We start from the raw sequence: 24,379 nt of genomic DNA on the forward strand, positions 1-24,379 counted from the left end.
GAGGACTTCCCATGGCCGTACCGTCCGAGGGCCTGCCCGGGCGGGTCAGGATCCATGAGGTCGGGGCGCGCGACGGCCTCCAGAACGAGAAGTCGACCGTGCCGACCGAGGTGAAGGCGGAGTTCGTGCGCCGGCTCGCCGGTGCGGGTCTGACGACCATCGAGGCGACCAGCTTCGTGCATCCCAAGTGGGTGCCCCAACTGGCCGACGCCGAGCAGCTGTACCCGCTGGTGGCGGACCTTCCCGTCGAGCTGCCCGTCCTGGTGCCGAACGAACGCGGACTGGACCGGGCGCTGGCCCTCGGGGCCACCCGGGTCGCCGTGTTCGCCAGCGCCACCGAGTCCTTCGCCAAGGCCAACCTCAACCGCACGGTGGACGAGACGCTGGCCATGTTCGAGCCGGTGGTGGCGCGCTCGAAGGCCGACGGCGTCCAGGTGCGCGGCTATCTCTCCATGTGCTTCGGCGACCCGTGGGAGGGCGCGGTCCCGGTCCCGCAGGTGGTGCGGGTGTGCCGGGCGCTGCTCGACATGGGCTGCGACGAGCTGAGCCTCGGCGACACGATCGGCGTCGCGACGCCCGGTCATGTCGGGCAGCTCCTCGCCGCGCTCACCGAACAGGGCGTCCCCGTCAGCGCGTTGGGCGTGCACTTCCACGACACCTACGGCCAGGCGCTCGCCAACACCCTGGCCGCGCTCCAGCACGGCGTCACCACCGTGGACGCCTCCGCGGGCGGCCTCGGCGGCTGCCCGTACGCGAGGTCCGCCACCGGCAACCTCGCCACCGAAGACCTCGTGTGGATGCTGCGGGGCCTCGGCATCGACACCGGGGTCGACCTCGGCCGCCTCGTCGCCACAAGCGTCTGGATGGCCGGACGACTGGGCCGACCCAGCCCCTCCCGCACCGTCCGGGCCCTGTCCCACAAGGAGCAGTGATGGACCACCGTCTCTCCCCCGAACTCGAGGAACTCCGCCGTACGGTGGAGGAGTTCGCCCATGACGTCGTCGCCCCCAAGATCGGCGAGTTCTACGAGCGGCACGAGTTCCCGTACGAGATCGTCCGTGAGATGGGCCGTATGGGCCTGTTCGGGCTGCCGTTCCCCGAGGAGTACGGCGGCATGGGCGGCGACTATCTGGCGCTGGGCATCGCGCTGGAGGAACTCGCGCGGGTCGACTCGTCCGTCGCCATCACCCTGGAGGCGGGCGTCTCCCTGGGCGCGATGCCGCTGCACCTGTTCGGCACGGAGGAGCAGAAGCGCGAGTGGCTGCCCCGGCTGTGCTCGGGGGAGATGCTCGGCGCGTTCGGCCTGACGGAGCCCGACGGCGGCTCCGACGCGGGCGCGACGCGCACGACGGCACGGCTGGACGAGACGACGGACGAGTGGGTGATCAACGGCACGAAGTGCTTCATCACCAACTCGGGCACCGACGTCACCGGGCTGGTCACGGTCACGGCGGTCACCGGCCGCAAGCCGGACGGCAGGCCGCTGATCTCGGCGATCATCGTCCCGTCCGGCACCCCCGGCTTCACGGTCGCCGCCCCCTACTCCAAGGTCGGCTGGAACGCCTCGGACACCCGGGAGCTGTCCTTCGCGGACGTCCGCGTCCCGGCGGCGAACCTGCTCGGCGAAGAGGGCCGCGGCTACGCCCAGTTCCTGCGCATCCTCGACGAGGGCCGCATCGCCATCGCCGCCCTCGCCACCGGGCTCGCCCAGGGCTGTGTGGACGAGTCGGTGAAGTACGCGCGGGAGCGGCAGGCGTTCGGCCGTCCGATCGGCGCGAACCAGGCCATCCAGTTCAAGGTCGCCGACATGGAGATGAAGGCGCACACGGCCCGCCTCGCCTGGCGTGACGCCGCGTCCCGGCTGGTGGCCGGCGAGCCGTTCAAGAAGGAGGCGGCCCTGGCGAAGCTGTACTCGTCGACGGTCGCCGTCGACAACGCCCGCGACGCCACCCAGATCCACGGCGGTTACGGCTTCATGAACGAGTATCCGGTCGCCCGGATGTGGCGCGACTCCAAGATCCTGGAGATCGGCGAGGGCACGAGTGAGGTTCAGCGCATGCTGATCGCACGGGAGTTGGGCCTGGTCGGCTGATCCCCGACAGGAGAGGGCTCCGCGGTACGGCCGCGGCGGGTGTGCTCGCCGCGGCCTTCTGCACGGGCAACTCCGGTTCCGTATTGGCCGGAAGCCGCCCAACCTCCGCGCGCCCTACGCGTGTCGCACGCGTTCACACGCCCCCGCTTCCGTGATGCGTGGGCGTCCCGGAAACGGGCACACGTCCCATCAGGTGGCAAGGCACTCACAGGCACCACCCCCTGGACAAGATCTGAGGTTAGGCTAACCTACATTCGAACTTGCCCTTGGGTGATCAGCCCCGTTCGAAAGCAGCCAGATTGATGTCCAACGCCACCAACCACCTCACCCGCCGCGGCATCCTCGCCGCCGGTGGCGCCCTCGGCCTCGGAGCCGTGCTCGCAGCCTGCGGGGACGACGACGCGAAAAGCGGTGGCTCGGACTCGACCGCCGGCCCCTCCGCCAAGTCGGGCCCCTGGACGTTCAAGGACGACCGCGGCACCACCGTGAAGCTCGACAAGGCGCCCGCGAACATCGTCGCCTTCACCGGCGTCGCCGCCGCGCTGTTCGACTACGGCATCACGGTCAAGGGCGTGTTCGGCCCGACCAAGACCGCCGCCGGCAAGGCCGACGTCCAGGCCGGCGACATGGACATCTCCAAGGTCGAGATCCTCGGCAACGTCTGGGACGAGTTCAACGTCGAGAAGTACGCGGCGCTCGCCCCCGACGTGCTGATCTCCACCATGTTCGACAGCGCCGGCACCCTCTGGTACGTCCCCGAGGCCTCCAAGGACAAGATCGCCAAGCTGGCCCCGAGCGTCGGCATATCCGTCTACGACCGCCAGCTCACCGCGCCGCTGGAGCGCATGTGGGCGCTGGCCGAGTCCCTCGGCGCCGATCTGACGGCCGCCAAGGTCACCGACGCCAAGAAGCGCTTCGAGGCGGCGGCCACCCGGCTGCGCGCCGCCGCCAAGGCCAAGCCCGACATCAAGGTCCTGGCCGGCTCCGCGTCCGACCAGCTCTTCTACGTCTCCGGCACCAACCTCTCCATCGACCTCGAGTACTTCAAGGCGCTCGGCGTGAACTTCGTCGAGCCGCCGGAGAGCGCAAAGGCGCAGGGCGGCGGCTGGTTCGAGGCGCTCAGCTGGGAGAACGTCGACAAGTACAAGGCCGACGTGATCATGCTGGACGACCGGTCGCAGGCGCTTCAGCCTTCGGCGATCACCAAGCCGACGTGGAAGCAGTTGGCTGCCGTCAAGGCTGGGCAGGTCATCGCTCGGTCGCCGGAGCCGATTCTGTCCTACGACAAGTGTGTGCCGCTTCTTGAGAACCTCGCGAAGGCGCTGGAGTCCGCCAAGAAGGTCGCCTGATCGGTGGGATGGCTGTGAGGCGTGGGCGACTGCGAGTCGGTCGTGGCTGGTCGCGCCCACGCGGCGGAGCCGCAAATAGGCACAGCCCCGCGCCCCTCAGGTGAGCTGCCCTGCCCCTCGTTGACACCTGACGCCACTTCAGGAGCTCTCATGACCACCGCCGTTGCCGCGCCGTTCCGGTTCTTCGCTCTTCAGGTCACGCGAACCAGGCGGCTCGGTGCGTCCCTCGTCCGGGTGACCCTCGGCGGGGAAGATCTTCAGTACTTCTTCTCCGACGGGTACGACCAGTCGCTCTCCCTGTTCCTGCCGCAGCCGGGGCAGAGCGAGCCGCGGGTGCCGTACGAGCTCGGGGACGGGTGGTGGCAGGCCTGGCGGGAACTCCCGGACGACGTGCGGGCGGTGATGCGCTCGTACACGCTCCGGTCGCTGCGCCGGGACGCCGCGGGGCGGACCGTGGAGATCGACGTCGACTTCGTGCTGCACGGGGTCGAGCCGGACGCCGCCGTCCCGGCGGGGCCCGCCTCGCGGTGGGCCTCGACGGCCGCGGCCGGGGACCGGGTGGTGCTGCTCGGGCCGGCGATCGCCGACAACCGGGCGATCCGCTTCCGGGCGCCCGAGGACGCCGATCTGGTGGTCCTGTGGGGCGACGAGACGGCGCTGCCGGCGATCTCGTCGATCCTGGAGGCGCTGCCGGCCGGTCTGCGGGTGCGGGCCTGGCTGGAGGTGCACGACGCCGGGAACATCCAGGATCTGGCGACCCCGGCGGACGCCGAGATCACCTGGCTCGTGCACCGCGAGGACGGCATGGAGGGCGACGAGGGGTCCCCCATGGCCCTCGCCGCCCTGCGTGAGGCACAACTGCCGTCCGCCGAGAGGCCGTACGTCTGGATCGCGGGCGAGTCGGGGTGCGTGAAGCTCCTGCGCCGGCATTTCGTCGGCGAGCGCGGCATCGACCGGCGTCGGGTCACCTTCGTCGGGTACTGGCGCAGGGGCCTCTCCGAAGAGCAGCTGCGCGAGCAGGCGTGAGCGAAACCCGTACCCGCCAGGGAAGTTGACTGGTGGGCAGCAACGTGAGCACCGTCACGGAGGGGGCCGGGCACCCCCGCTACAACTTAGGTTAGGCTTGCCTAAGTTGAATCCGAGGTTCCGCCCCCTGTGTCCGTTTCGCAAGCGGACCGTCCCCACCCGGAGGACCCCCACCATGCGCTCGCACCTGCTCAATGACACGACCGCGGAGCAGTACCGCCGCTCCGTGACCGAAGGAGTCGAGCGGGTGGCCGCCAAACTCGCCGCCACCGACCGTCCGTTCACCGGCGTCTCGGTCGACGCCCTCGCTCCCCGCATCGAGGGGATCGACCTCGACAAGCCCCTGCACGACACCGCGGCCGTCCTGGACGAGCTGGAGGAGGTCTACCTCCGCGACGCGATCTACTTCCACCACCCCCGCTACCTCGCGCACCTCAACTGCCCGGTCGTCATCCCCGCCGTGCTGGGCGAGGCCGTCCTGTCCGCCGTCAACTCCTCCCTGGACACCTGGGACCAGTCGGCCGGCGGCACCCTCATCGAGCGCAAACTGATCGACTGGACCACCGAGCGCATCGGCCTCGGCCCCGCCGCCGACGGCGTGTTCACCTCGGGCGGCTCGCAGTCCAACCTCCAGGCGCTGCTGCTCGCCCGTGAGGAGGCCAAGCCGGGGCGGGACGGGTGGGAGGGGCCGGCCTCGCTCGCCAAACTGCGCATCTTCGCCTCCGAGGTCAGCCACTTCAGCGTGAAGAAGTCCGCGAAACTGCTCGGCCTGAGCCAGGACGCCGTGGTCTCCCTCCCCGTCGACCACGACAAGCGCATGCAGACCGTCGCGCTCGCCCGTGAGCTGGAGCGCTGCACCGAGGCCGGCCTCATCCCCATGGCCGTCGTCGCCACCGCCGGCACCACCGACTTCGGCTCCATCGACCCGCTGCCCGAGATCGCCGAGCTGTGCTCCCAGTACGGCGCCTGGATGCACGTCGACGCCGCCTACGGCTGCGGCCTGCTCGCCTCGGTGAAGTACCGGGACCGCATCGACGGCATCGAGCGCGCCGACTCCGTCACCGTCGACTACCACAAGTCCTTCTTCCAGCCGGTGAGTTCCTCCGCGGTGCTGGTGCGCGACGCGGCCACGCTGCGGCACGCCACCTACCACGCCGAGTACCTGAACCCGCGCCGGATGGTGCAGGAACGTATCCCCAACCAGGTGGACAAGTCCCTCCAGACCACGCGCCGCTTCGACGCGCTCAAGCTGTGGATGACCCTGCGCACCATGGGCGCCGACGGCATCGGCCAGCTCTTCGACGAGGTCTGCGACCTCGCCGTCGAGGGCTGGAAACTACTCGCCGCCGACCCGCGCTTCGACGTCGTCGTCGAGCCGTCGCTGTCGACCCTGGTCTTCCGCTACATCCCCGCGGCCGTCACCGACCCGGCCGAGATCGACCGCGCCAACCTCTACGCCCGCAAGGCCCTGTTCGCCTCCGGCGACGCCGTGGTCGCGGGCACCAAGGTGGGCGCCCGCCACTACCTGAAGTTCACCCTGCTCAACCCCGAGACCACGACCGCCGACATGGCCGCCGTCCTCGACCTGATCGCCGGCCATGCCGAGCAGTACCTGGGAGACTCCCTTGACCGCGCTTCCTGACACCACGAAAAAGACCTACGACTTCGTGGGCATCGGGCTCGGCCCCTTCAACCTCGGCCTGGCCTGCCTCACCGAGCCGATCGCCGAGCTCGACGGGATCTTCCTGGACTCCAAGCCCGACTTCGAGTGGCACGCCGGCATGTTCCTCGACGGCGCCCACCTCCAGACGCCGTTCATGTCGGACCTGGTCACCCTCGCCGACCCGACCTCGCCGTACTCCTTCCTCAACTACCTGAAGGAGAAGGGCCGGCTGTACTCGTTCTACATCCGCGAGAACTTCTACCCGCTGCGCGTCGAGTACGACGACTACTGCCGCTGGGCCGCGGGCAGGCTGAGCAACGTCCGCTTCTCCACGACGGTCTCCGAGATCACGTACGAGGACGAGGTCTACGTGGTGCGGACGACCGCCGGCGAGGAGTTCCGCGCCCGCCGTCTGGTCCTGGGCACCGGCACCTCGCCGCACTACCCGGAGGCGGTCAGCGGTCTGGGCGGCGACTTCTTCCACAACTCCCGCTATGTGCAGAACAAGGCGGAGCTCCAGAAGAAGCGGTCGATCACGATCGTCGGCTCCGGCCAGTCCGCCGCCGAGATCTACTACGACCTGCTCAGCGAGATCGACGTCCACGGCTACCAGCTGAACTGGGTGACCCGCTCCCCGCGCTTCTTCCCGCTGGAGTACACCAAGCTCACGCTGGAGATGACGTCCCCGGAGTACATCGACTACTTCCGCGAGCTGCCGGAGGCCACCCGCTACCGGCTCACCTCGCAGCAGAAGGGTCTGTTCAAGGGCATCGACGGCGACCTCATCGACGAGATCTTCGACCTGCTCTACCAGAAGAACCTCGGCGGTCCGGTCCCCACCCGGCTGCTCACCAACTCCGCCCTCGGCGGGGCGACGTACGAGAACGGCACGTACACCCTCGCCTTCCGCCAGGAGGAGCAGGGCAAGGAGTTCGAGCTGGCCTCCGAGGGCCTGGTCCTGGCCACCGGCTACGCCTACGCCGAGCCGGAGTTCCTCGCGCCGGTCCGCGACAGACTGCGCTACGACTCCCAGGGCAACTTCGACGTCGCCCGCAACTACGCCATCGACACCACCGGCCGGGGCGTGTTCCTCCAGAACGCGGGCGTGCACACCCACAGCATCACCTCGCCCGACCTCGGCATGGGCGCCTACCGCAACAGCTACATCATCCGAGAGCTGCTCGGCAGCGAGTACTACCCGGTCGAAAAGACCATCGCGTTCCAGGAGTTCGCCGTATGACCCCCACCACCGGCACCCTCACCGACACCGGCGCCCTCACCCTGCGCCCTCTGGACCCCCTGAAAGACGCCGAGTTGCTGCACGCCTGGGTGACACACCCCAAGGCGGCCTACTGGATGATGCAGGACGCCACGCTCGTGGACGTCGAGCGGGCGTACATGGAGATAGCCGCCGACGAGCACCACCACGCGCTGCTCGGACTGCACCGCGACGCGCCGGCCTTCCTCATGGAGTACTACGACCCGGCCCACCGCGAGCTGGTCGGCCTCTACGAGCCGCAGCCCGGCGACGTCGGCATGCACTTCCTGGTCGCCCCCACCGACCGGCCCGTGCACGGCTTCACCCGCGCGGTCATCACCGCCGTCATGGCGCGCCTCTTCGAGGACCCGGCGGTGCGGCGCGTCGTCGTCGAGCCGGACGTCTCCAACACCGCCGTCCACGCCCTGAACGAGGCCGTCGGCTTCGTCGCGGAGCGGGAGATCCAGAAGCCGGAGAAGCAGGCGCTGCTGAGCTTCTGCACGCGGGAGCAGTTCGCCGCCGCGACGGGGGTGGCCGCATGAGCCGCCTCGCCGACGCCGTGGCCCACCTCTCCCCCGAGCGCTGGGAGAAGGCCAACCGACTGCTGGTGCGCAAAGCCCTCGCGGAGTTCGCGCACGAGCGGCTGATCACGCCCAAGGCGCAGGAAGAGGGCGGCGACCAGTACGTCGTCCGCAGCGACGACGGTCTGACCGCCTACCGCTACACCGCCGTCCGGCGCGCCCTCGACCACTGGCAGGTCGACGCCGACTCCATCACCCGCACCCGGGACGGGGCCGAACTCCCGCTCGCCGCCCTGGATTTCTTCATCGAGCTGAAGAAGACGCTGGGCCTGAGCGACGAGATCCTGCCGGTCTACCTGGAGGAGATCTCCTCCACCCTCTCCGGCACCTGCTACAAGCTCACCAAGCCGCAGCTCACCTCCGCCGAGCTCGCGCGCAGCGGTTTCCAGACCATCGAGACCGGGATGACCGAGGGCCACCCCTGTTTCGTCGCCAACAACGGCCGGCTCGGCTTCGGCGTCCACGAGTACCTGTCGTACGCCCCCGAGACGGCGAGCCCGGTCCGGCTGGTGTGGCTGGCCGCGCACCGCTCACGGGCGGCCTTCACGGCGGGCGTCGGCATCGAGTACGAGTCCTTCGTCCGGCAGGAGCTGGGCGCGGAGACGGTCGAGCGGTTCGATAGGCAGCTCGCCGGCCAGGGCCTGGACCCGGCCGACTACCTGCTCATCCCCGTCCACCCCTGGCAGTGGTGGAACAAGCTCGCCGTCACCTTCGCCGCCGAGGTCGCCCGCGGGAACCTGGTGTGCCTGGGCGAGGGCGAGGACGAGTACCTGGCGCAGCAGTCCATCCGGACGTTCTTCAACAGCTCGCACCCCGAGAAGCACTATGTGAAGACGGCGCTGTCCGTCCTCAACATGGGCTTCATGCGCGGCCTTTCGGCGGCGTACATGGAGGCGACCCCGGCGATCAACGACTGGCTGGCGCAGCTCATCGACAACGACCCGGTGCTGAAGTCGGCAGGCCTGTCGATCATCCGGGAGCGGGCGGCCGTCGGCTACCGGCACCTGGAGTACGAGGCCGCGACGGACCGCTACTCGCCGTACCGCAAGATGCTGGCCGCGCTGTGGCGGGAGAGCCCGGTGCCGTCCCTGGAGGACGGCGAGTCGCTCGCCACGATGGCCTCGCTGGTCCATGTGGACCACATGGGCAGGTCGGTGGCCGGCGCGCTGGTCGAGCAGTCGGGTCTGGCGCCCACGGAGTGGCTGCGCCACTACCTGGAGGCCTACTACACCCCGCTGCTGCACTCCTTCTACGCCTACGACCTGGTCTTCATGCCGCACGGCGAGAACACCATCCTGGTCCTGCGGGACGGGGTCGTGCAGCGGGCGATCTACAAGGACATCGCCGAGGAGATCGCGGTGATGGACCCGGACGCGGTGCTGCCGCCCGAGGTGCGGCGCATCCGGGTGGAGGTCCCCGAGGACAAGAAGCTGCTGTCGATCTTCACGGACGTCTTCGACTGCTTCTTCCGCTTCCTCGCCGCGGACCTCGCCGCCGAAGGGGTCCTGGAGGAGGACGACTTCTGGCGCACGGTCGCCGAGGTCACCCGCGCCTACCAGGAGGCGAACCCCCAACTCGCCGAGAAGTTCGCGCAGTACGACATGTTCGCGCCCGAGTTCGCGCTGTCCTGCCTCAACCGGCTCCAACTGCGCAACAACGAGCAGATGGTGGACCTGGCGGACCCGTCGGGCGCCCTCCAGCTGATCGGAACCCTGGAAAATCCCGTCGCGGGGTTCTGATCAAGACAGACGGGCGCCCCCCGAGTACGGTCCTCGGGGGGCGCCCGTCGCCGTCTTTGAAAGAATCCCCCCATGGCGGAAATCATCCAGAAGGACGGTACCTGGGTCTTCGACGGCGACGCCCTGCGGTTGACTCCGGGGAGGGACAAGAACGTCGGTCTGCTGCGCCGGACCCTCGGCGAACTCGTCGTCCCGCTGGGCGCGTTGGCGGGGATCTCGTTCGAGCAGGGGAAGAAGACCGGACGGCTCAGAATACGGCTGCGCGACGGCGCCGACCCGCTGCTGCTCGCGACGGGCGGCCGGCTCACCGAGCCCCACGACCCCTATCAACTGCTCGTCGAGAGCGACCGCTACGGCGTCGCCGAGTACTTCGTCGACGAGGTGCGCAACGCGCTGCTGCTGGACCAGGTCCCCACCGGCCCGGCGGAGTCCTATCTGCTGCCGGGGCCTTCGGTGCCGCTGTCGGTGTCCGCGGGGGACGGCACGGCGAGCTTCGACGGCGAGCGCGTGCGGCTGGAGTGGAACTGGAAGACGGAGGAGGCCAAGGCCGCCGCCGGCGCCCGCAGTCTGCCGGTCGCCGAGATCACGGCCGTCGACTGGCATCCCGCGGCGGGCCTGGGCAACGGTCATCTGCGCTTCACCGTCCGCAACGCGGCCACGAAGGCGCCGCCCAAGTACGACCCGAACGCGGTGGAGTTGTGGGGGTTCAAGAAGGACCCGCTGATGGCTCTGGTCGCGGCGGCGGTGCAGGCGCGGCTGCCGCATCCCTCGGGCGCGCCGCAGGACGCCGTGCCCGCGCCGGGGGCCGAGCCGCGCGACCGGACGGCCGCGGTCACCGCGGGGGCCGCCGGGAACGCGGGGGCCGCCGCGTCCGCCGCTCCTGCCGCGTCTTCCGCCTCCCCCGCCTCCCCCGATTCCCCCGCCTCCCCCGACGACGACCATGACGCGCTGCTGCGGCGGTTGCGCGAGCTGGGCGAGCTGCACCGCGACGGGGTGCTGACGGACGAGGAGTTCGCGATGGCCAAGCAGGCGGTCCTCAGACGGCTGTGAGGACCGCCCGCGCCGCCTGACCGTGCGCCCCGCCTACTTCGCCGTGCGGGCCACCGTGAAGTGGTCGACCCGCTCGCCGCTCTCGGCGATGCCGCGCACCATGAGCGTGGCCGTGCGGCCCTTGGCGGCCGGGGTGACGTCGACGCGCAGGAACGAGTAGTCGAGGTAGCGCACCCGCGACCAGGCGACGGTCTCGTTCTGCTTGCCCTCCTTGGTGTTGACGAACGAGGCGACGGAATCGACGTCGTTCTCGTGGCCCTCGTACGACAGCGGGGCGGTGAAGGCGTACAGGCTGCGGCCCGCCGCGCCCGCAGTGACGTAGACGACGCCGTCGCTCTCGGGGTAGGCCGTGCCGCCGATCGGGAGTTCGCGGGTGACCGCGCCGCCCTTGATCACGTCCGTGCGCTCGTACTGGTGGTTGTGGCCGTTGATGACCAGGTCGACGGTGTACTTCTCGAACAGCGGCACCCACTCCTGGCGCACACCCCCCTCCGAGGCGTGCGCGGTGGAGGTGCAGTAGGCGCAGTGGTGGAAGAAGACGACGATGAAGTCGACGTCCTTCGCCGCGCGGTACTTCTTGAGCTGCGCCTCCAGCCACTTCGTCTGGGTGCCCCCGGAGATCCCGAGGTTGGCCGGGATCTCGAAGGAGACGTCGTTGGCGTCGAGGGAGACGACCGCCGTGTTGCCGTAGACGAAGGAGTAGACGCCGGGGAGGTTCTTGCGGTCGGGGCCGTTGTCCGGGAGGTTCCAGCGGGCCTCCTCGCCGCCGTAGCCGTTGGGCGAGTACCAGGCCTCCATGTCGTGGTTGCCGTAGGCCGGCATCCACGGGACGGACTTGGCGACGGACTCCGTCTGGTACAGGAACTGGTCCCACACGCGGGAGTCGAAGCCGGCGTCGGAGGTCTTGCCCGCGCCGGACGGGTCGGCGTAGGCGATGTCCCCGGCGTGCAGGTGGAAGGCGGGGTTCTGGCCGAGGAGGAGGCTGTTGTTGGCCAGCCCGTGGTAGCTGACGCCCTCGTCGCCGAAGGCGGTGAAGGTGAACGGCTCCTTGTGCGCGGGGGCGGTGGTGAAGGTGCCGACGGTGCCCGCGAAGCGCGGGTCGGCCGGGTCGAAGCCGTCGTGGCCGACGCCGTAGAAGTACGTCCTGCCGGGCTTGAGGTGGGTGAGCTTCGCGTGCACGTAGTACTGGGTGTGATCACCGCTGGCGCCGACGCCCGCCGGGGTGAAGAGGGTGCGCACCTCGGCGTCGATCTTGACGGAGAGGTGCGAGGCGTGGGTGCCGATCCGGATGAAGGGCCGCTTCACCGGGAGCGGGACCTGCCAGGAGACGCCGATCTCCGTGCGGGGGTCGTTGCCGAAGGCGAGGTGGCGGCCGAAGGGGGCGACGAGGGCGCCGTCGACGGCCGCGGCGGCGGTGAAGGTCCGGGTCGGCACGCCGGCCTGCGCGGTGGCGCCCGCGGCCTGTGAGGTGGTGCCGGCGGCCTGTGCGGTGGCGGCCGGGACGAACGCGCCACCGGCGACGGCGCCCAGCGTGACGGCGCCGCCTCTGATCATCGTGCGCCGGGAGAACCGGGAGCGCAGGTACTCGTGCTGCTCGGCCATGCTCATGCGGGCGGCGAGCCGCTCGGGTACGCCCATGCGAGGAGTGTCCATGGCGTCTGAAACTCGTCCCCCCGGGCAACGAATCGCGGGCGGAGGGATGGACGGCTCACGAACAGGCACTCATGAGAGATTCAACGTTCGGGCCTGTCCGGCGGATCATGCCGCAGACGCGGGGCTCGGCACGCCCGTCTGCGGCGTTGTCGTCGGTCGCCGACGCTCCGCGTCGACTCCCTCCTCCGCCTTGCAGCCGGACGCACCGAGCCCCGCTCACCCGCGCTGATCAGCCACCGCCGATTCCCTGCGACCTGATCCGCCGGACAGGCCCTGACCCAAAGATCGTCCACAAGCGATTGCCCGGAATCGGGCAGGATTCTTGCGAAACCGGCTCCGGTACCCCAGGATCTACCGGGTGCACGACGAACTCGTAGATCATCTGACGCGCTCCACGCCCCTCCAGCGGGGCGAGGCGCTGCGGGTGGTCCAGGACGTGCTCGCCTACTTCGACGAGACGACCGAGGACTACGTCCGTCGCCGCCACCGCGAACTCCAGGCCCGGGGCCTGGTCAACGCGGAGATCTTCGGACGGATCGAGGCGGACCTGAAATACCGTGCGGTCGCCCCGCCGGAGCTCACGCTCCGGCAGCTGCGGCGCATCGTCTACGGCTGATCGAAAGCTTGGGGATACCTTTTTATGTGCGGAATCGTCGGATACATCGGCAAGCGTGACGTCGCCCCGCTGCTCCTGGAGGGCCTCCAGCGCTTGGAGTACCGCGGCTACGACTCGGCGGGCCTGGTCGTGACCTCCCCGAAGACGGCCGGCCTGAAGATGGTCAAGGCCAAGGGCCGCGTCCGCGACCTGGAGGCGAAGGTCCCGGCCCGCTTCAAGGGCACCACGGGCATCGCCCACACCCGCTGGGCCACCCACGGCGCCCCCTCCGACGTCAACGCCCACCCGCACATGTCGGCCGACCTCAAGGTCGCCGTCGTCCACAACGGCATCATCGACAACGCCTCCGACCTGCGCCGCAAGCTGGAGGCGGACGGCGTCGAGTTCCTCTCCGAGACCGACACCGAGGTCCTCGTCCACCTGATCGCCCGCTCGCAGGCCGACAAGCTGGAGGACAAGGTCCGCGAGGCGCTGCGCGTGGTCGAGGGCACCTACGGCATCGCCGTGATGCACGCCGACTTCAACGACCGCATCGTCGTGGCCCGCAACGGCTCGCCGGTCGTCCTCGGCATCGGCGAGAAGGAGATGTTCGTCGCCTCGGACATCGCCGCCCTGGTCGCCCACACCCGCCAGGTCGTCACCCTCGACGACGGCGAGATGGCCACCCTCAAGGCCGACGACTTCCGCACCTACACCACCGAGGGCACCCGCACCACCGCCGAGCCCACCACCGTGGAGTGGGAGGCCGCCTCCTACGACATGGGCGGCCACGACACCTACATGCACAAGGAGATCCACGAGCAGGCCGACGCCGTGGACCGCGTGCTGCGCGGCCGTATCGACGACCGCTTCTCCACCGTGCACCTCGGCGGCCTCAACCTGGACGCCCGCGAGGCGCGCCAGATCCGCCGGGTGAAGATCCTCGGCTGCGGCACCTCGTACCACGCGGGCATGATCGGCGCCCAGATGATCGAGGAGCTGGCCCGCATCCCCGCCGACGCCGAGCCCGCCTCCGAGTTCCGCTACCGCAACGCGGTCGTCGACCCCGACACCCTGTACATCGCCGTCTCCCAGTCCGGCGAGACGTACGACGTGCTGGCCGCCGTCCAGGAGCTGAAGCGCAAGGGCGCGCGGGTGCTGGGCGTGGTCAACGTGGTCGGCTCGGCGATCGCCCGCGAGGCGGACGGCGGCATCTACGTGCACGCCGGTCCCGAGGTCTGCGTCGTCTCGACGAAGTGCTTCACCAACACCACGGTCGCCTTCGCGCTGCTCGCGCTGCACCTGGGCCGCACCCGCGACCTGTCGGTGCGCGACGGCAAGCGGATCATCGAGGGGCTGCGCAAGCTGCCCGGCCAGATCGCGGAGATCCTGGAGCAGGAAGCCGAGATCGAGAAGCTGGCCGAGCAGTTCGCCGAGGCCCGCTCGATGCTCTTCATCGGCCGTGTCCGGGGCTACCCGGTGGCCCGTGAGGCCTCCCTGAAGCTCAAGGAGGTCTCCTACATCCACGCCGAGGCCTACCCCGCCTCCGAGCTGAAGCACGGCCCGCTGGCCCTGATCGAGCCGGCCCTGCCGACGGTCGCGATCGTCCCCGACGACGACCTGCTGGAGAAGAACCGCGCCGCCCTGGAGGAGATCAAGGCCCGCAGCGGCAAGATCCTCGCGGTGGCCCACGAGTGCCAGGAGAAGGCCGACCAGACGATCGTCGTCCCGAAGAACGAGGACGAGCTCGACCCGATCCTGATGGGCATCCCGCTCCAGCTGCTCGCCTACTACACGGCGAAGGCCCTGGGCCGGGACATCGACAAGCCGCGCAACCTGGCCAAGTCGGTCACGGTCGAGTAGTCGAGCGGTCGAGTCGTCGAGCGGTCTAGCGGTCGATTCGTCGAAGTGAGAAGCGGGCCCCACGTGATGCCACCCCGTCACGCGGGGCCCGCCCTCGTACGCCGGGGCCGCCCGACGCCCCGGCCGGCGCTGCGAACGACCGGTGGCCATCACCCCCCGGCCGGCAGCGCGTCGCCGTCCTGCCCGCCGCCTCGACCGGCGTGCGGTGCACGGTATATGCCCGGAGCAGGGACGCGAACACCCCTACGCGCGAGTAGATTCGTGCGGCGCGCACGGGAGTTGACGGTGCGTCGGGAACGTCACTGACGGGGCGTCGGGAGCGACGCCGACGGGGCGCCGGGCAGGGCCGGGCTCATCTCACCGGCGGGAAGCGCCCGTTGGGGCTACGGGATGACGATGACGGGCCGCTTCGCCCGCTTGGCGAGCCGCCCGGCGACCGAGCCGAAGATCCGCCCGACGATGCCGTGCGTCGAGCCGACGACGATCGCGTCGGCCTCGTACTCCCGCCCCACCTCTTCGAGTTCGTGGCAGATGTCACCGCCGCGCTCGACCAGGATCCAGGGCACCTCGGAGAGGTAGTCGGCGCAGGCCAGCTCCAGACCGAGCACCTCGGTGCGATGGTCCGGCACGTCGACGAAGACCGGCGGCTCGCAGCCCGCCCACACCGTGGTGGGCAGCCGGTTGGCCACATGCACGATGATCAGGCCCGAGCCGGAGCGGTGAGCCATGCCGATGGCGTACGCGAGGGCGCGCTCACTGGAGGTGGAACCGTCGAAGCCGACGACGACGCCGTGCTTGAAAGCGGGATCGCAGGAGGGGCGTGCTTCTTCCGCCGCCAGGGGCTCGGCCGCCGTGGGATCGGCGACGGGCCGCTTGCGGTCCGCGGGTTCGAAGAATTCGTGACCGGCCATGGCTGTCTCGGCGTATAGATCCTTGCTACGGATGGGACGAGCGGGAGCGGCGGAGCGTGTCCGGGAATCGCCTTCCCAGGCCCATACCCTCAAGGGTACGGCGGCAAGCCCCGTTGGCCCAGATCCCGCGGACGTCCCCTGGGGGGTTCCAGGGAGCATGCACGAGGGGCCGCCCGTAACGCAATGGTTGCTGCCCCGTACAGGCGGTTTGCACAGGATTCATTTATCCCCGGCGTACGGGGCGGCCGATCGATGCGTCGCTCCCGGCGTGAGGTGTGGATGATCGAGTACGCCGAAGATACGTCGAAGAGGAGTGACCGACCCGTCGGGCAGGCGTTGAACCCCCTGAGCCACCGCCCCAGGGAGAGCCCGCCCCCATGCCTCCGTCCCACCCCGCCCCCGAGGACCACCCCGACGACGACCGGACCACCGAACGGACCACCGACCTGATCCGCTGGGCGGCCTTCAGCTGCGTCCTGGTCCCGGTGGTCCTGCTCTGGTACGGCACCTCCTTCGCCGGCGCCGCCGGCACCGCGCTGGGCCTGGCCGCCGTCACGGGCGCCTGCCGGCTGCTGCTGCGCCGCTCGGAGCGGTACGCACACGAAACCCGCGACCTTCAGGAGCCCCAGCAGCCCCCCGAGTCCCCTGGGTCTCTTGGATCCCCAGAGTCCCACAAACCCCAGGATTCCCAGGTGACCCGGGGTGCGCAGGCGTCGTACGGGCCCCGGCGGGGACGCCGTCACCGCCCCGGGGGCGGGCCGCGCCGTGGCGGTCGTCACAGCGGCGGAAGCTCACCGGTCGGCTGACCGGTTTTCACGCACGCGCCCGTCGGTTTTCAGCCAACTTCCAAGACCCCCGCACCCCTTGCCCTGAGTACCCCTCACCCCCCGTTCCACCTGCGGAAAAAGGGTCTGGGAGGCCCCGCGCACCCTACGTGGATTGGCCACTGCGACAAGGCGCACTTCCCTGCACGGCCCGTGAGTGCAACGCTTCGTGATCGAATGCTTCACGCCAAGTTGCCATGTCGACAATCTGCCGGGTGCTGAACTGGCCACGCCGGCATCACGCGACACAGTAGATTCGATCTTGACTGTCTACGGCGGGGGACTCGTGCAGGACCGAGGGGAAACGTGCAGGAGCGACACAACCGAGGAGCCGCGACCACCGAGGGGGGCTTAGCAGGATGAGCCACGACTCCACTGCCGCGCCGGAAACCGCGGCCCGGAAACTGTCCGGGCGACGCCGCAAGGAGATCGTCGCGGTGCTGCTGTTCAGCGGCGGCCCCATTTTCGAGAGTTCCATTCCGCTGTCGGTGTTCGGGATTGACCGCCAGGACGCCGGCGTGCCGCGCTACCGATTGCTGGTGTGCGGCGGCGAGGACGGCCCGCTGCGGACCACAGGGGGCCTGGAACTCACCGCACCACACGGCCTGGAGGCGATATCCAGGGCCGGCACGGTCGTCGTGCCGGCCTGGCGTTCTATCACCTCCCCGCCGCCTGCGGACGCGCTCGACGCACTGCGCCGGGCGCACGAAGAGGGCGCCCGCATAGTGGGTCTGTGCACCGGCGCGTTCGTGCTGGCGGCGGCGGGCCTGCTGGACGGCCGTCCGGCCACGACGCACTGGATGTACGCACCGACGCTGGCCAAGCGCTATCCGTCGGTGCACGTCGATCCGCGAGAACTGTTCGTCGACGACGGCGACGTCCTGACGTCGGCGGGCACGGCGGCCGGAATCGATCTCTGTCTCCACATCGTGCGGACGGACCACGGCAACGAGGCGGCGGGCGCGCTGGCCCGGCGTCTGGTCGTGCCGCCGCGCCGATCCGGCGGCCAGGAGCGCTACCTCGACCGGTCTTTACCGGAGGAGATCGGCGCCGACCCGCTCGCGGAGGTCGTCGCCTGGGCGCTGGAACACCTCCACGAACAGTTCGACGTGGAGACGCTGGCCGCGCGCGCTTACATGAGCCGGCGGACCTTCGACCGCCGCTTCCGGTCGCTGACCGGCAGCGCGCCGCTGCAATGGCTGATCACCCAGCGGGTGCTCCAGGCGCAGCGGCTGCTGGAGACGTCGGACTACTCCGTCGACGAGGTCGCGGGCCGGTGCGGGTTCCGCTCGCCGGTCGCGCTGCGCGGGCACTTCCGGCGGCAGCTCGGCTCGTCGCCGGCGGCCTACCGGGCGGCGTACCGGGCGCGGCGTCCGCAGGGCGACCGGCCGCCGGCCGACAGCGAGCCGCCTGCGCCGGTTTCTGCGGGGCCGGGAGCGGGCGGGTTCCATCCGGAGGCGGGCGTGCCGCCGCAGGTGCGCCGCACGGCGGGCCCGCCGGCACCGGCCCCGCACGTGGCGTCGGCCACGGCGACGGCGCTTTCGTCGGACCACGGCCAGCACAGCCAGCACGGCCAACATGGTCAGCACGGCCAGCACGGCCAGCACGGCCAGCACGGCCAGCTGCACGGACGGGACGCGTTCGCGGGACCGCGGGCGAGTCTGCCGGGACCGCGTAGCGGGATGTGACGGCGGGGGCGGCGGGGCCGGGATCGTCCCCGCCCCGCCGCCCCCGCCCATTCCGTGCGTCCCGTCCCGTCCCGTCCCGTCCTCCGTCCCCGAGGCAGTCGTCGGCACCGGGGGCATGGCAACGGCGGACGTCAGCCTTAGGGTGGTCGCATGAACGATCGCATGGTGTGGATCGACTGCGAGATGACCGGCCTCTCGCTGTCCGACGACGCTCTCATCGAGGTAGCCGCCCTCGTCACCGACTCCGAGCTGAACGTCCTCGGCGACGGCGTCGACATCGTCATCCGCCCGCCGGACGCGGCGCTGGAGACGATGCCGGACGTCGTGCGCCAGATGCACACCGCGTCCGGACTCCTCGACGAGCTCGCCGCCGGCACCACGCTGGCCGACGCGGAGGAGCAGGTGCTCACGTACGTACGCGAGCACGTCAAGGAACCCGGCAAGGCGCCCCTGTGCGGGAACTCCGTGGGCACGGACCGCGGCTTCCTGCTGCGCGACATGCCGACCCTGGAGGACTACCTCCACTACCGGATCGTGGACGTCTCCTCGATCAAGGAGCTGGCCAGGCGCTGGTACCCGCGCGCCTACTTCAACAGCCCCGAGAAGAACGGCAACCACCGCGCCCTCGCCGACATCCGCGAGTCCATCGCCGAACTGCGCTACTACCGCGAGGCCGTCTTCGTCCCGCAGCCCGGCCCGGACTCCGACACGGCGAAGAAGATCGCCGCGAAGCACGTCGTCACCGAACGGTAGCGACCCCCCGACAGGGCCCCCGGAAAAGCCGTGCGCGAGCACCCCTTCGGACCCTGTACACTTTTTCTCGGCCGGTCGGTGAACCACCAAGTGAACCGCCGGTCATGGTGGGTGTAGCTCAGCTGGTAGAGCACCTGGTTGTGGTCCAGGATGCCGCGGGTTCGAGTCCCGTCACTCACCCTGACAGATCAAGGCCTGCCCCGCGAAAGCGGAGCAGGCCTTGATCGTTTCCCCCTCCTTGGCGTGAGCGCACCCTCATATGCGAGAACGGCGACCAGGCCGACCGCTTCGTCGTGCCCGGATACTCTGCCCGCATGATTCGCGCTGTGATCTTCGACGTCGGCGAATGCCTCGTGGACGAGACCACCGAGTACGGCACCTGGGCCGACTGGCTCGGCGTGCCCCGCCACACCTTTGCGGCGATGTTCGGTGCCGTCATCGCCCAAGGCCGCGACTACCGCGAGGTGTTCGAGGAATTCCGGCCCGGCTTCGACCTCTACGCCGAACGCGAGCGCCGTGCCGAGGCCGACAAGCCCGAGCACTTCGGTGAGACCGACTTGTATCCAGACGTCCGCGACGCCCTCGCGGCCCTGCGCGCGGACGGCCTGTGGCTCGGCATCGCCGGCAACCAAACCGTGCGCGCCGGCCGGATCCTTCGGCAGTTGTTCACCCAGGACGTCGACCTGATCGGCACCTCCGACGACTGGGGAGCCTCGAAGCCGGACCGGGCGTTCTTCGAGCGCGTCGCCGAGGTGGTCCCGGCCGCGGTCGACGAGATGCTGTACGTCGGCGACCGCGTCGACAACGACATCCGCCCCGCCGCCGCTGCGGGCATGCACACCGCGCTCGTGCGTCGAGGCCCGTGGGCGACGATCCAGTGGCACACCGAGGAAGCCGAGAAACTCCCGACCTTCCGGGTAGAGAGCCTCCTCGACCTGCCCGGCCTCATCCGCGACGTCAACGAGCGAGAGCGCTGACCGTCGTCGACCAGCCGTACAGCCGGTCGTCGAGGTCCCGCACGCACCGCTCGTGCTGATGCGGCGCCAGCGCGCGCCGCACCTCCCGCACCCGGTCCATGCCCATCGCGTACCACGTGCGCTCCAGCTGATCGAGCGCGCGGATCGCGTAACCGCAGGCGGCCTCCGGGTCGCCGGCTGCGGTCTCAACGGCGGCCAGGTCGCCGAGGATCACCGTGGTCTGCTTCTCGCCGGTGGGGCCGAGTGTGTCCAGGACGCCGAGCAGCGTCTCGCGGGCCTGCGGCAGGTGACCGGCGCGCAGCTGGGTGTTGCCCTTGAAGGCGGCGAGCCGCACGGGGCTGAACCAGTCGAGCCACTCCGGAACCGGGTGGCCGCTGCCCGCGGCGAGGAGGCCCTCGCCGTGCCCGATCAGGTGGAGCGCTGTGCGGGTGTGCCCGCACCGCGTCTCGCACTCGGCCTCGACCGCGTCCAGCCACGCGAGCAGCTCGGCGGGAGCGGGGCCTCGGCGGGCGTACGTCCGCGCAGCCACCATCCGCTCGACGGCGGCCTCCCGGTCACCCGCCCACGCGGGGATGAACGCCGTGTGCGCGAGGATCGCGCATCCGAGCAGCGGGTCATCAGCCTCGCCCGCGGCTTGGAGCGCGCGGAGCAGGGTCTGCTGGGCACGGACGGCGTCGCGCAGGTCGAAGAACTCGATCCGCCCTGCCAGCAGCCACGTTTCAGCGAGCGCGGCCGCCGTGCGCTGCCGTGTCCGGCCGGCCGTCTCGGGAAGCAGAGCGCAGCCGAGGGTGGCGTGCGAGATCGCAGCGGGATGCAGGGTGGCGGGGGCCACGGACCAGTAAAGGCGGCGATGCGAGCGCGTCACCGCTTCGAAGTCCTGCGCGACCGAAGCGGGTTGCACAGCGACGGCCAGTGTGGGGACCGCGGCCAGCCCGACAGCGGCGGTCGTGGCCGCGAGGACGGTGCGGCGGCCGCGGTCGACGCGGGCACCACCACCCGGTGGGATGAATCCGAGCTGTTCCAGATCCTGCCCGAGCGCGCGCGTGAGGGCCTGTCCCACCTCGGGCTGCGGCCACGGTGGAGCGTCGGACTCCCACCGGCGGACCTGCCGGACGCCGACCTGAAGAGCGTCGGCGAGGGCTTGCTGAGAGCGGTATCCGGCGGCCACGCGCGCCGCCTTGAGGCGGGTGTTACCCGTAGGTCGTGCCACTGCTGCACCTCCGTGTCGAGCACTGCGGCAAGTGTCCCCAAAGGCCCTGTCGTTGACCAGTTATCCTCCGTACGCCTCAAGGAAAGTCCCATTCGAGGCGGCAAGAAGACCTTTTAAAGTCCTCGGAATCGCTTCTAGCGAGGGCCACGCTTGTATGCGCTGACCACCACTGATGCCGAGGAGTCCACGAATGCCGACGACACCCTTACCGTCCGCCGCAGGCTGCACCCTGCACGACGCCGGCCAGGAGTGGGACGCGATCCGAGTCCCTCGCAGCGTCGGTCTCGCCGCGCTCGGCATCCTGGGCCGACGCTGCGGTGCCGTCGTCGAGGACCCGATCTCCTCCGCCGTGTACTTCTTCACCGAGGTGGGCACCGCCGCTGAGTGGGACGCGGTGAACACCCGGGCTCTCGGCGAGGGCAGCACCTTGACGATCCCCCCGACGCGACGCATGGAGGGGCCGGGCGTGCACTGGAGGATCTCCCCCAGCCATGACAGGTGGCTCACCGACGCCGAAGCGCTGCGGGCCGCCATCGCGGACGCGTTCGGTACACGGGTCGTCGAGCCGGTGGAGGCCACGGCTTGAGCGGCGGCCCCGTGCAGCGTGCGGTCCGCGCCGTGGACGCCGGCGTCCGCACGGCGTTCCTCGCCATGGCCGACCACTCGCTGGGATGCACGGAGTGCAAGGCGACCCGGGACGACACCGGGCTCGGGTGCCCGACCGGAACCGAGTTGTACCGGGCCTGGTCCCGTGCCCGCAGGGGAGCGCGGCGATGACCGTGGCCGTCTCCTACCTCCTGCAGCTACCCACCGCCCCACCCTCACCCGTGCCGGGCTGCACCACCTGCGCAGCCCTGGCCGAAAAACGCGCGGCCGCCCAGGCGAAGGGCGATTACTCCAAGGTGTCGGACTGCAACGTTCGCATGCGCCGACACCACAAGCATCGCGCGGCGACAGCCCGTTGATCTCCTTCGCCTGCGAAACAGACGCAGGCGAAGGACACGACCCGTGTCCTCCCTCGTGGAGGGCGCTGTCGTGTCCCATGACTTCCGGTAAGGCTGTTCTGCACCCCCGCCGATGACGGTGGGATGGCAGCCGCCGCACGAGGCACCCGAAGCGCCCCGAAGATCACGTTCCGGTTAATCCGTCGTGATCGCCGCAACCGCACAACTCCTCCACGAGTCGTACAGGCGCACATCGTCATTCATGCCTCGGGGAGACCATGAGCCAGCACCACCAGCCCGGATACGGAGCGCCCCAGCAGCCGGTGTGGGGGCCGCCGCCGCCAAAGAAGACCTCTCCCGGGAAGATCGTCGGCTTCGGCTGTCTCGGTGTCTTCGCTCTGTTCGTCGTCATTACCGTCATCGGCGCGATCGTCGGTGGTGGTGACAGCGGCGGCAGTGGCAGCGACGGCAAGGACGTATCCGCCGGCAAGACGGAGAAGAGCGCCCCCGCCGTCGCGAGCAGCGCGCCCGCCGCCGCGCCCAAGGCGGAGACCGAGCCGGAGGCGGCGACGAGCGTCGCGGCCGAGACCGCGAGCCTGCCGGACCTGCGGGGCAAGGGGCTTCAGTCCGCCCAGGATCAGGCCCAGGCCGCCGGGTTCTTCTACCTGACCTCGCACGACGCGCTCGGCCGCGGGCGGTTCCAGGCCTTCGACCGCAACTGGAAGGTGTGCTCCCAGTCGCCCGCGGCCGGTGAGCACCCCACGGACGCCGAGATCGACTTCGGCGCGGTCAAACTGGAGGAGTCCTGCCCGGCCCAGGACGCGGGCCCCGTCAAGGAGGCCGGGGCGACGATGCCCGACTTTGTGGGCAAGTCCGTCAAGGTCGCCCGCCAGGCCCTCGACAGCGGCACCAGCATCACCGTCGACGACGCGTCCGGGGACGACCGACTGATCATCGTCGAGTCCAACTGGAAGGTCTGCACCCAGACCCCGGCGGCCGGCGCCGCGCTCGACGGTCAGCCCGTGGGCTTCACCGCCGTCAAGTTCGAGGAGTCCTGCTGAGGCTCGGTCCCCCCTTACGACGACGCCCGCAGCACCAGTTCCGTCGCCAGTACCACCTGGCGTCGCTCCAGTTCGCGGGAGACCGCCGGGCGGCGGTCCGCGATCTCTGTGAGGAGGAGGTCCAGCATCCGGCGGCCCATCTCCTCTATGGGCTGGCGGACGCTGGTCAGGGGCGGGTCCATGTGGCGGGCGATCGCCGAGTCGTCGTAGCCGACCAGGGCCACGTCGTCCGGGATACGGCGGCCCACCTCCCGCAGGGTCTGGCGCGCGCCGGCCGCCATGACGTCGGAGCCCGCGAAGACCGCGTCGAGGGTCGGGGTACGGGCGAGAAGGTCGGCCATCGCGCGGCGGCCGCCCTCCTCGGTGAAGTCACCCGGCTCGATGAGCCCCTCCTCCACCTCGTGCCCCGCGTCGCGCAGCGCGTCGCGGTAGCCGTCGACGCGGCGCTGAGCGCCGTAGACGTCCAGGCGGCCCGTGATGTGCGCGATCCTGCGGCACCCCCGCGCGAGCAGGTGTTCGACGGCGGAGCGGGCGCCGCCGTAATTGTCGGAGTCGACGGACGGCAGCGTCTCCGCGGCGGAGCGGGGGCCGCTGATCACGGCCGGGATCTCCAGCTGCGCGAGGAGGTCCGGCAGGGGGTCGTCCGCGTGGACGGAGACCAGCAGGACGCCGTCCACCCGGTGGGCCGCCAGATACTGGGCCAGGCGTCGCCGCTCACGGTCGCTGCCCGCGAAGATAAGCAGCAACTGCATCTCGGTGTCGGAGAGTTCGGCGCCGACGCCGCGCAGGATCTCCGAGAAGTACGGTTCGGTGAAGAAGCGGGTCTCCGGCTCGGGCACGACGAGGGCGATGGCGTCCGTGCGGTTGGCGGCGAGGGCGCGGGCCGCGGTGTTGGGGACGTACCCGAGTTCGGCGACCGCCGCCTCGACCGCCGCGCGGGTCGCGTCGCTGACCCGGGGCGAACCGTTGATGACCCGGGACACCGTGCCCCGGCCCACGCCGGCGCGCGCGGCCACCTCCTCGAGGGTGGGCCGGCCACCGCTCCGGCTCCGCGCTCCGTGGCTTGCCATGAGCTCCGCCTTCCCGCCGTCGTCATCCCGCTGGCCTGGAATCTAACAGTCCCGCCTGTTCGCCCGACCGCC

Annotated in this window: 23 protein-coding genes and 1 tRNA gene; 20 read left to right on the forward strand and 4 right to left on the reverse strand. The window is 70.4% G+C overall.

What is annotated here, in order from left to right:
- Positions 1-11: 11 nt before the first annotated feature.
- The 9 genes from ACFYX4_RS05250 (at position 12) to ACFYX4_RS05290 (ending at position 10,758) form a co-directional block, all read left to right on the forward strand.
- On the forward strand, positions 12-932 hold the full coding sequence (locus tag ACFYX4_RS05250) for a hydroxymethylglutaryl-CoA lyase (RefSeq protein ID WP_389326039.1): 921 nt from the start codon (positions 12-14) through the stop codon (positions 930-932).
- Complete coding sequence (locus ACFYX4_RS05255) at positions 932-2,092, forward strand: acyl-CoA dehydrogenase family protein (protein WP_389326042.1); 1,161 nt, start codon at positions 932-934, stop codon at positions 2,090-2,092. The genes ACFYX4_RS05250 and ACFYX4_RS05255 overlap by 1 nt, the downstream gene beginning before the upstream one ends.
- A gap of 302 nt (positions 2,093-2,394) precedes the next feature.
- On the forward strand, positions 2,395-3,441 hold the full coding sequence (locus ACFYX4_RS05260; RefSeq protein ID WP_389326045.1) for an ABC transporter substrate-binding protein: 1,047 nt from the start codon (positions 2,395-2,397) through the stop codon (positions 3,439-3,441).
- Between the two features lie 150 nt (positions 3,442-3,591).
- On the forward strand, positions 3,592-4,467 hold the full coding sequence (locus ACFYX4_RS05265; protein WP_389326048.1) for a siderophore-interacting protein: 876 nt from the start codon (positions 3,592-3,594) through the stop codon (positions 4,465-4,467).
- 175 nt (positions 4,468-4,642) lie between these two features.
- The gene (gene desA / locus ACFYX4_RS05270; RefSeq protein ID WP_389326051.1) at positions 4,643-6,109 is read left to right on the forward strand and encodes a lysine decarboxylase DesA; all 1,467 of its coding nucleotides are present in this window, start codon (positions 4,643-4,645) and stop codon (positions 6,107-6,109) included.
- Positions 6,066-7,370, forward strand: a complete 1,305-nt coding sequence (locus ACFYX4_RS05275; RefSeq protein ID WP_389326054.1) for a lysine N(6)-hydroxylase/L-ornithine N(5)-oxygenase family protein — start codon at positions 6,066-6,068, stop codon at positions 7,368-7,370. The genes desA and ACFYX4_RS05275 overlap by 44 nt, the downstream gene beginning before the upstream one ends.
- Positions 7,367-7,930: a GNAT family N-acetyltransferase gene (locus ACFYX4_RS05280; RefSeq protein WP_389326057.1), complete on the forward strand. Its 564-nt coding sequence runs from the start codon at positions 7,367-7,369 to the stop codon at positions 7,928-7,930. The genes ACFYX4_RS05275 and ACFYX4_RS05280 overlap by 4 nt, the downstream gene beginning before the upstream one ends.
- Positions 7,927-9,708 carry an IucA/IucC family protein gene (locus tag ACFYX4_RS05285; RefSeq protein WP_389326060.1) on the forward strand — a complete coding sequence of 594 codons (1,782 nt, stop codon included), beginning with the start codon at positions 7,927-7,929 and terminating at the stop codon, positions 9,706-9,708. Before ACFYX4_RS05280 ends, ACFYX4_RS05285 begins: the two co-directional genes overlap by 4 nt.
- Before the next feature lie 72 nt (positions 9,709-9,780).
- Entirely contained in the window at positions 9,781-10,758 is a 978-nt protein-coding gene (locus ACFYX4_RS05290; protein ID WP_389326063.1) for a DUF4429 domain-containing protein, read from the forward strand.
- Positions 10,759-10,791: 33 nt separating this feature from the next.
- Here ACFYX4_RS05290 and ACFYX4_RS05295 read toward each other — a convergent pair whose 3' ends face one another.
- Positions 10,792-12,396 carry a purple acid phosphatase family protein gene (locus tag ACFYX4_RS05295; protein ID WP_389326066.1) on the reverse strand — a complete coding sequence of 535 codons (1,605 nt, stop codon included), beginning with the start codon at positions 12,394-12,396 and terminating at the stop codon, positions 10,792-10,794.
- A gap of 373 nt (positions 12,397-12,769) precedes the next feature.
- Between ACFYX4_RS05295 and ACFYX4_RS05300 the strand changes: the two genes are divergently transcribed.
- Both ACFYX4_RS05300 and glmS read left to right on the forward strand, forming a co-directional pair.
- Positions 12,770-13,027 (forward strand): hypothetical protein, encoded by a 258-nt coding sequence (locus ACFYX4_RS05300; protein ID WP_389326753.1) that lies wholly within the window; start codon positions 12,770-12,772, stop codon positions 13,025-13,027.
- A gap of 24 nt (positions 13,028-13,051) precedes the next feature.
- A complete protein-coding gene (glmS, locus tag ACFYX4_RS05305; protein ID WP_389326069.1) occupies positions 13,052-14,869 on the forward strand; it encodes a glutamine--fructose-6-phosphate transaminase (isomerizing) in 1,818 nt (605 codons plus the stop codon).
- A 383-nt stretch (positions 14,870-15,252) separates the two neighbouring features.
- Here glmS and ACFYX4_RS05310 read toward each other — a convergent pair whose 3' ends face one another.
- Positions 15,253-15,780, reverse strand: coding sequence for a universal stress protein (locus tag ACFYX4_RS05310; RefSeq protein ID WP_389326072.1), 528 nt, complete (start codon positions 15,778-15,780; stop codon positions 15,253-15,255).
- 377 nt (positions 15,781-16,157) lie between these two features.
- Between ACFYX4_RS05310 and ACFYX4_RS05315 the strand changes: the two genes are divergently transcribed.
- From ACFYX4_RS05315 to ACFYX4_RS05335, 5 genes are all read left to right on the forward strand, one after another.
- Positions 16,158-16,586 (forward strand): hypothetical protein, encoded by a 429-nt coding sequence (locus ACFYX4_RS05315; RefSeq protein WP_389326075.1) that lies wholly within the window; start codon positions 16,158-16,160, stop codon positions 16,584-16,586.
- 377 nt (positions 16,587-16,963) lie between these two features.
- The gene (locus ACFYX4_RS05320; RefSeq protein ID WP_389326078.1) at positions 16,964-18,292 is read left to right on the forward strand and encodes a helix-turn-helix domain-containing protein; all 1,329 of its coding nucleotides are present in this window, start codon (positions 16,964-16,966) and stop codon (positions 18,290-18,292) included.
- A 150-nt stretch (positions 18,293-18,442) separates the two neighbouring features.
- A complete protein-coding gene (gene orn / locus ACFYX4_RS05325) occupies positions 18,443-19,045 on the forward strand; it encodes an oligoribonuclease (RefSeq protein ID WP_389326081.1) in 603 nt (200 codons plus the stop codon).
- Between the two features lie 107 nt (positions 19,046-19,152).
- A tRNA-His gene (locus ACFYX4_RS05330) sits at positions 19,153-19,225 on the forward strand.
- A 134-nt stretch (positions 19,226-19,359) separates the two neighbouring features.
- Positions 19,360-20,022 carry an HAD family hydrolase gene (locus tag ACFYX4_RS05335; RefSeq protein ID WP_389326084.1) on the forward strand — a complete coding sequence of 221 codons (663 nt, stop codon included), beginning with the start codon at positions 19,360-19,362 and terminating at the stop codon, positions 20,020-20,022.
- Here ACFYX4_RS05335 and ACFYX4_RS05340 read toward each other — a convergent pair.
- A complete protein-coding gene (locus ACFYX4_RS05340; RefSeq protein ID WP_389326087.1) occupies positions 20,003-21,232 on the reverse strand; it encodes a helix-turn-helix transcriptional regulator in 1,230 nt (409 codons plus the stop codon). The genes ACFYX4_RS05335 and ACFYX4_RS05340 overlap by 20 nt on opposite strands.
- A 190-nt stretch (positions 21,233-21,422) precedes the next feature.
- On the opposite strand from ACFYX4_RS05340, the gene ACFYX4_RS05345 reads away from it, so the two are divergent.
- The 4 genes from ACFYX4_RS05345 to ACFYX4_RS05360 all read left to right on the forward strand — a co-directional run bounded on the left by ACFYX4_RS05345 (position 21,423) and on the right by ACFYX4_RS05360 (position 23,237).
- On the forward strand, positions 21,423-21,818 hold the full coding sequence (locus ACFYX4_RS05345) for a hypothetical protein (protein ID WP_389326090.1): 396 nt from the start codon (positions 21,423-21,425) through the stop codon (positions 21,816-21,818).
- Positions 21,815-22,009 carry a hypothetical protein gene (locus tag ACFYX4_RS05350; protein WP_389326092.1) on the forward strand — a complete coding sequence of 65 codons (195 nt, stop codon included), beginning with the start codon at positions 21,815-21,817 and terminating at the stop codon, positions 22,007-22,009. The genes ACFYX4_RS05345 and ACFYX4_RS05350 overlap by 4 nt, the downstream gene beginning before the upstream one ends.
- Positions 22,006-22,197 (forward strand): hypothetical protein, encoded by a 192-nt coding sequence (locus ACFYX4_RS05355; protein ID WP_389326095.1) that lies wholly within the window; start codon positions 22,006-22,008, stop codon positions 22,195-22,197. Before ACFYX4_RS05350 ends, ACFYX4_RS05355 begins: the two co-directional genes overlap by 4 nt.
- Before the next feature lie 257 nt (positions 22,198-22,454).
- Positions 22,455-23,237 carry a hypothetical protein gene (locus ACFYX4_RS05360; protein WP_389326098.1) on the forward strand — a complete coding sequence of 261 codons (783 nt, stop codon included), beginning with the start codon at positions 22,455-22,457 and terminating at the stop codon, positions 23,235-23,237.
- Between the two features lie 14 nt (positions 23,238-23,251).
- Here ACFYX4_RS05360 and ACFYX4_RS05365 read toward each other — a convergent pair whose 3' ends face one another.
- A complete protein-coding gene (locus ACFYX4_RS05365; protein ID WP_389326101.1) occupies positions 23,252-24,307 on the reverse strand; it encodes a LacI family DNA-binding transcriptional regulator in 1,056 nt (351 codons plus the stop codon).
- Positions 24,308-24,379: the final 72 nt, after the last annotated feature.

Source organism: Streptomyces sp. NPDC002328 (assembly GCF_042890065.1).
GTDB lineage: Bacteria > Actinomycetota > Actinomycetes > Streptomycetales > Streptomycetaceae > Streptomyces.

Bases quoted from the DNA above. Each gene is read 5' to 3' on its own strand.
- ACFYX4_RS05260 (WP_389326045.1), top strand. From the start codon at position 2,395: ATGTCCAACGCCACCAACCACCTCACCCGCCGCGGCATCCTCGCCGCC.
- ACFYX4_RS05320 (WP_389326078.1), top strand. From the start codon at position 16,964: ATGAGCCACGACTCCACTGCCGCGCCGGAAACCGCGGCCCGGAAACTG.
- ACFYX4_RS05365 (WP_389326101.1), bottom strand. From the start codon at position 24,307: ATGGCAAGCCACGGAGCGCGGAGCCGGAGCGGTGGCCGGCCCACCCTC.
- ACFYX4_RS05285 (WP_389326060.1), top strand. From the start codon at position 7,927: ATGAGCCGCCTCGCCGACGCCGTGGCCCACCTCTCCCCCGAGCGCTGG.
- ACFYX4_RS05275 (WP_389326054.1), top strand. From the start codon at position 6,066: ATGCCGAGCAGTACCTGGGAGACTCCCTTGACCGCGCTTCCTGACACC.
- ACFYX4_RS05255 (WP_389326042.1), top strand. From the start codon at position 932: ATGGACCACCGTCTCTCCCCCGAACTCGAGGAACTCCGCCGTACGGTG.
- ACFYX4_RS05280 (WP_389326057.1), top strand. From the start codon at position 7,367: ATGACCCCCACCACCGGCACCCTCACCGACACCGGCGCCCTCACCCTG.
- ACFYX4_RS05265 (WP_389326048.1), top strand. From the start codon at position 3,592: ATGACCACCGCCGTTGCCGCGCCGTTCCGGTTCTTCGCTCTTCAGGTC.
- ACFYX4_RS05345 (WP_389326090.1), top strand. From the start codon at position 21,423: ATGCCGACGACACCCTTACCGTCCGCCGCAGGCTGCACCCTGCACGAC.
- ACFYX4_RS05360 (WP_389326098.1), top strand. From the start codon at position 22,455: ATGAGCCAGCACCACCAGCCCGGATACGGAGCGCCCCAGCAGCCGGTG.
- ACFYX4_RS05295 (WP_389326066.1), bottom strand. From the start codon at position 12,396: ATGGGCGTACCCGAGCGGCTCGCCGCCCGCATGAGCATGGCCGAGCAG.
- desA (WP_389326051.1), top strand. From the start codon at position 4,643: ATGCGCTCGCACCTGCTCAATGACACGACCGCGGAGCAGTACCGCCGC.
- glmS (WP_389326069.1), top strand. From the start codon at position 13,052: ATGTGCGGAATCGTCGGATACATCGGCAAGCGTGACGTCGCCCCGCTG.
- ACFYX4_RS05335 (WP_389326084.1), top strand. From the start codon at position 19,360: ATGATTCGCGCTGTGATCTTCGACGTCGGCGAATGCCTCGTGGACGAG.
- orn (WP_389326081.1), top strand. From the start codon at position 18,443: ATGAACGATCGCATGGTGTGGATCGACTGCGAGATGACCGGCCTCTCG.
- ACFYX4_RS05310 (WP_389326072.1), bottom strand. From the start codon at position 15,780: ATGGCCGGTCACGAATTCTTCGAACCCGCGGACCGCAAGCGGCCCGTC.
- ACFYX4_RS05315 (WP_389326075.1), top strand. From the start codon at position 16,158: ATGCCTCCGTCCCACCCCGCCCCCGAGGACCACCCCGACGACGACCGG.
- ACFYX4_RS05290 (WP_389326063.1), top strand. From the start codon at position 9,781: ATGGCGGAAATCATCCAGAAGGACGGTACCTGGGTCTTCGACGGCGAC.
- ACFYX4_RS05250 (WP_389326039.1), top strand. From the start codon at position 12: ATGGCCGTACCGTCCGAGGGCCTGCCCGGGCGGGTCAGGATCCATGAG.
- ACFYX4_RS05355 (WP_389326095.1), top strand. From the start codon at position 22,006: ATGACCGTGGCCGTCTCCTACCTCCTGCAGCTACCCACCGCCCCACCC.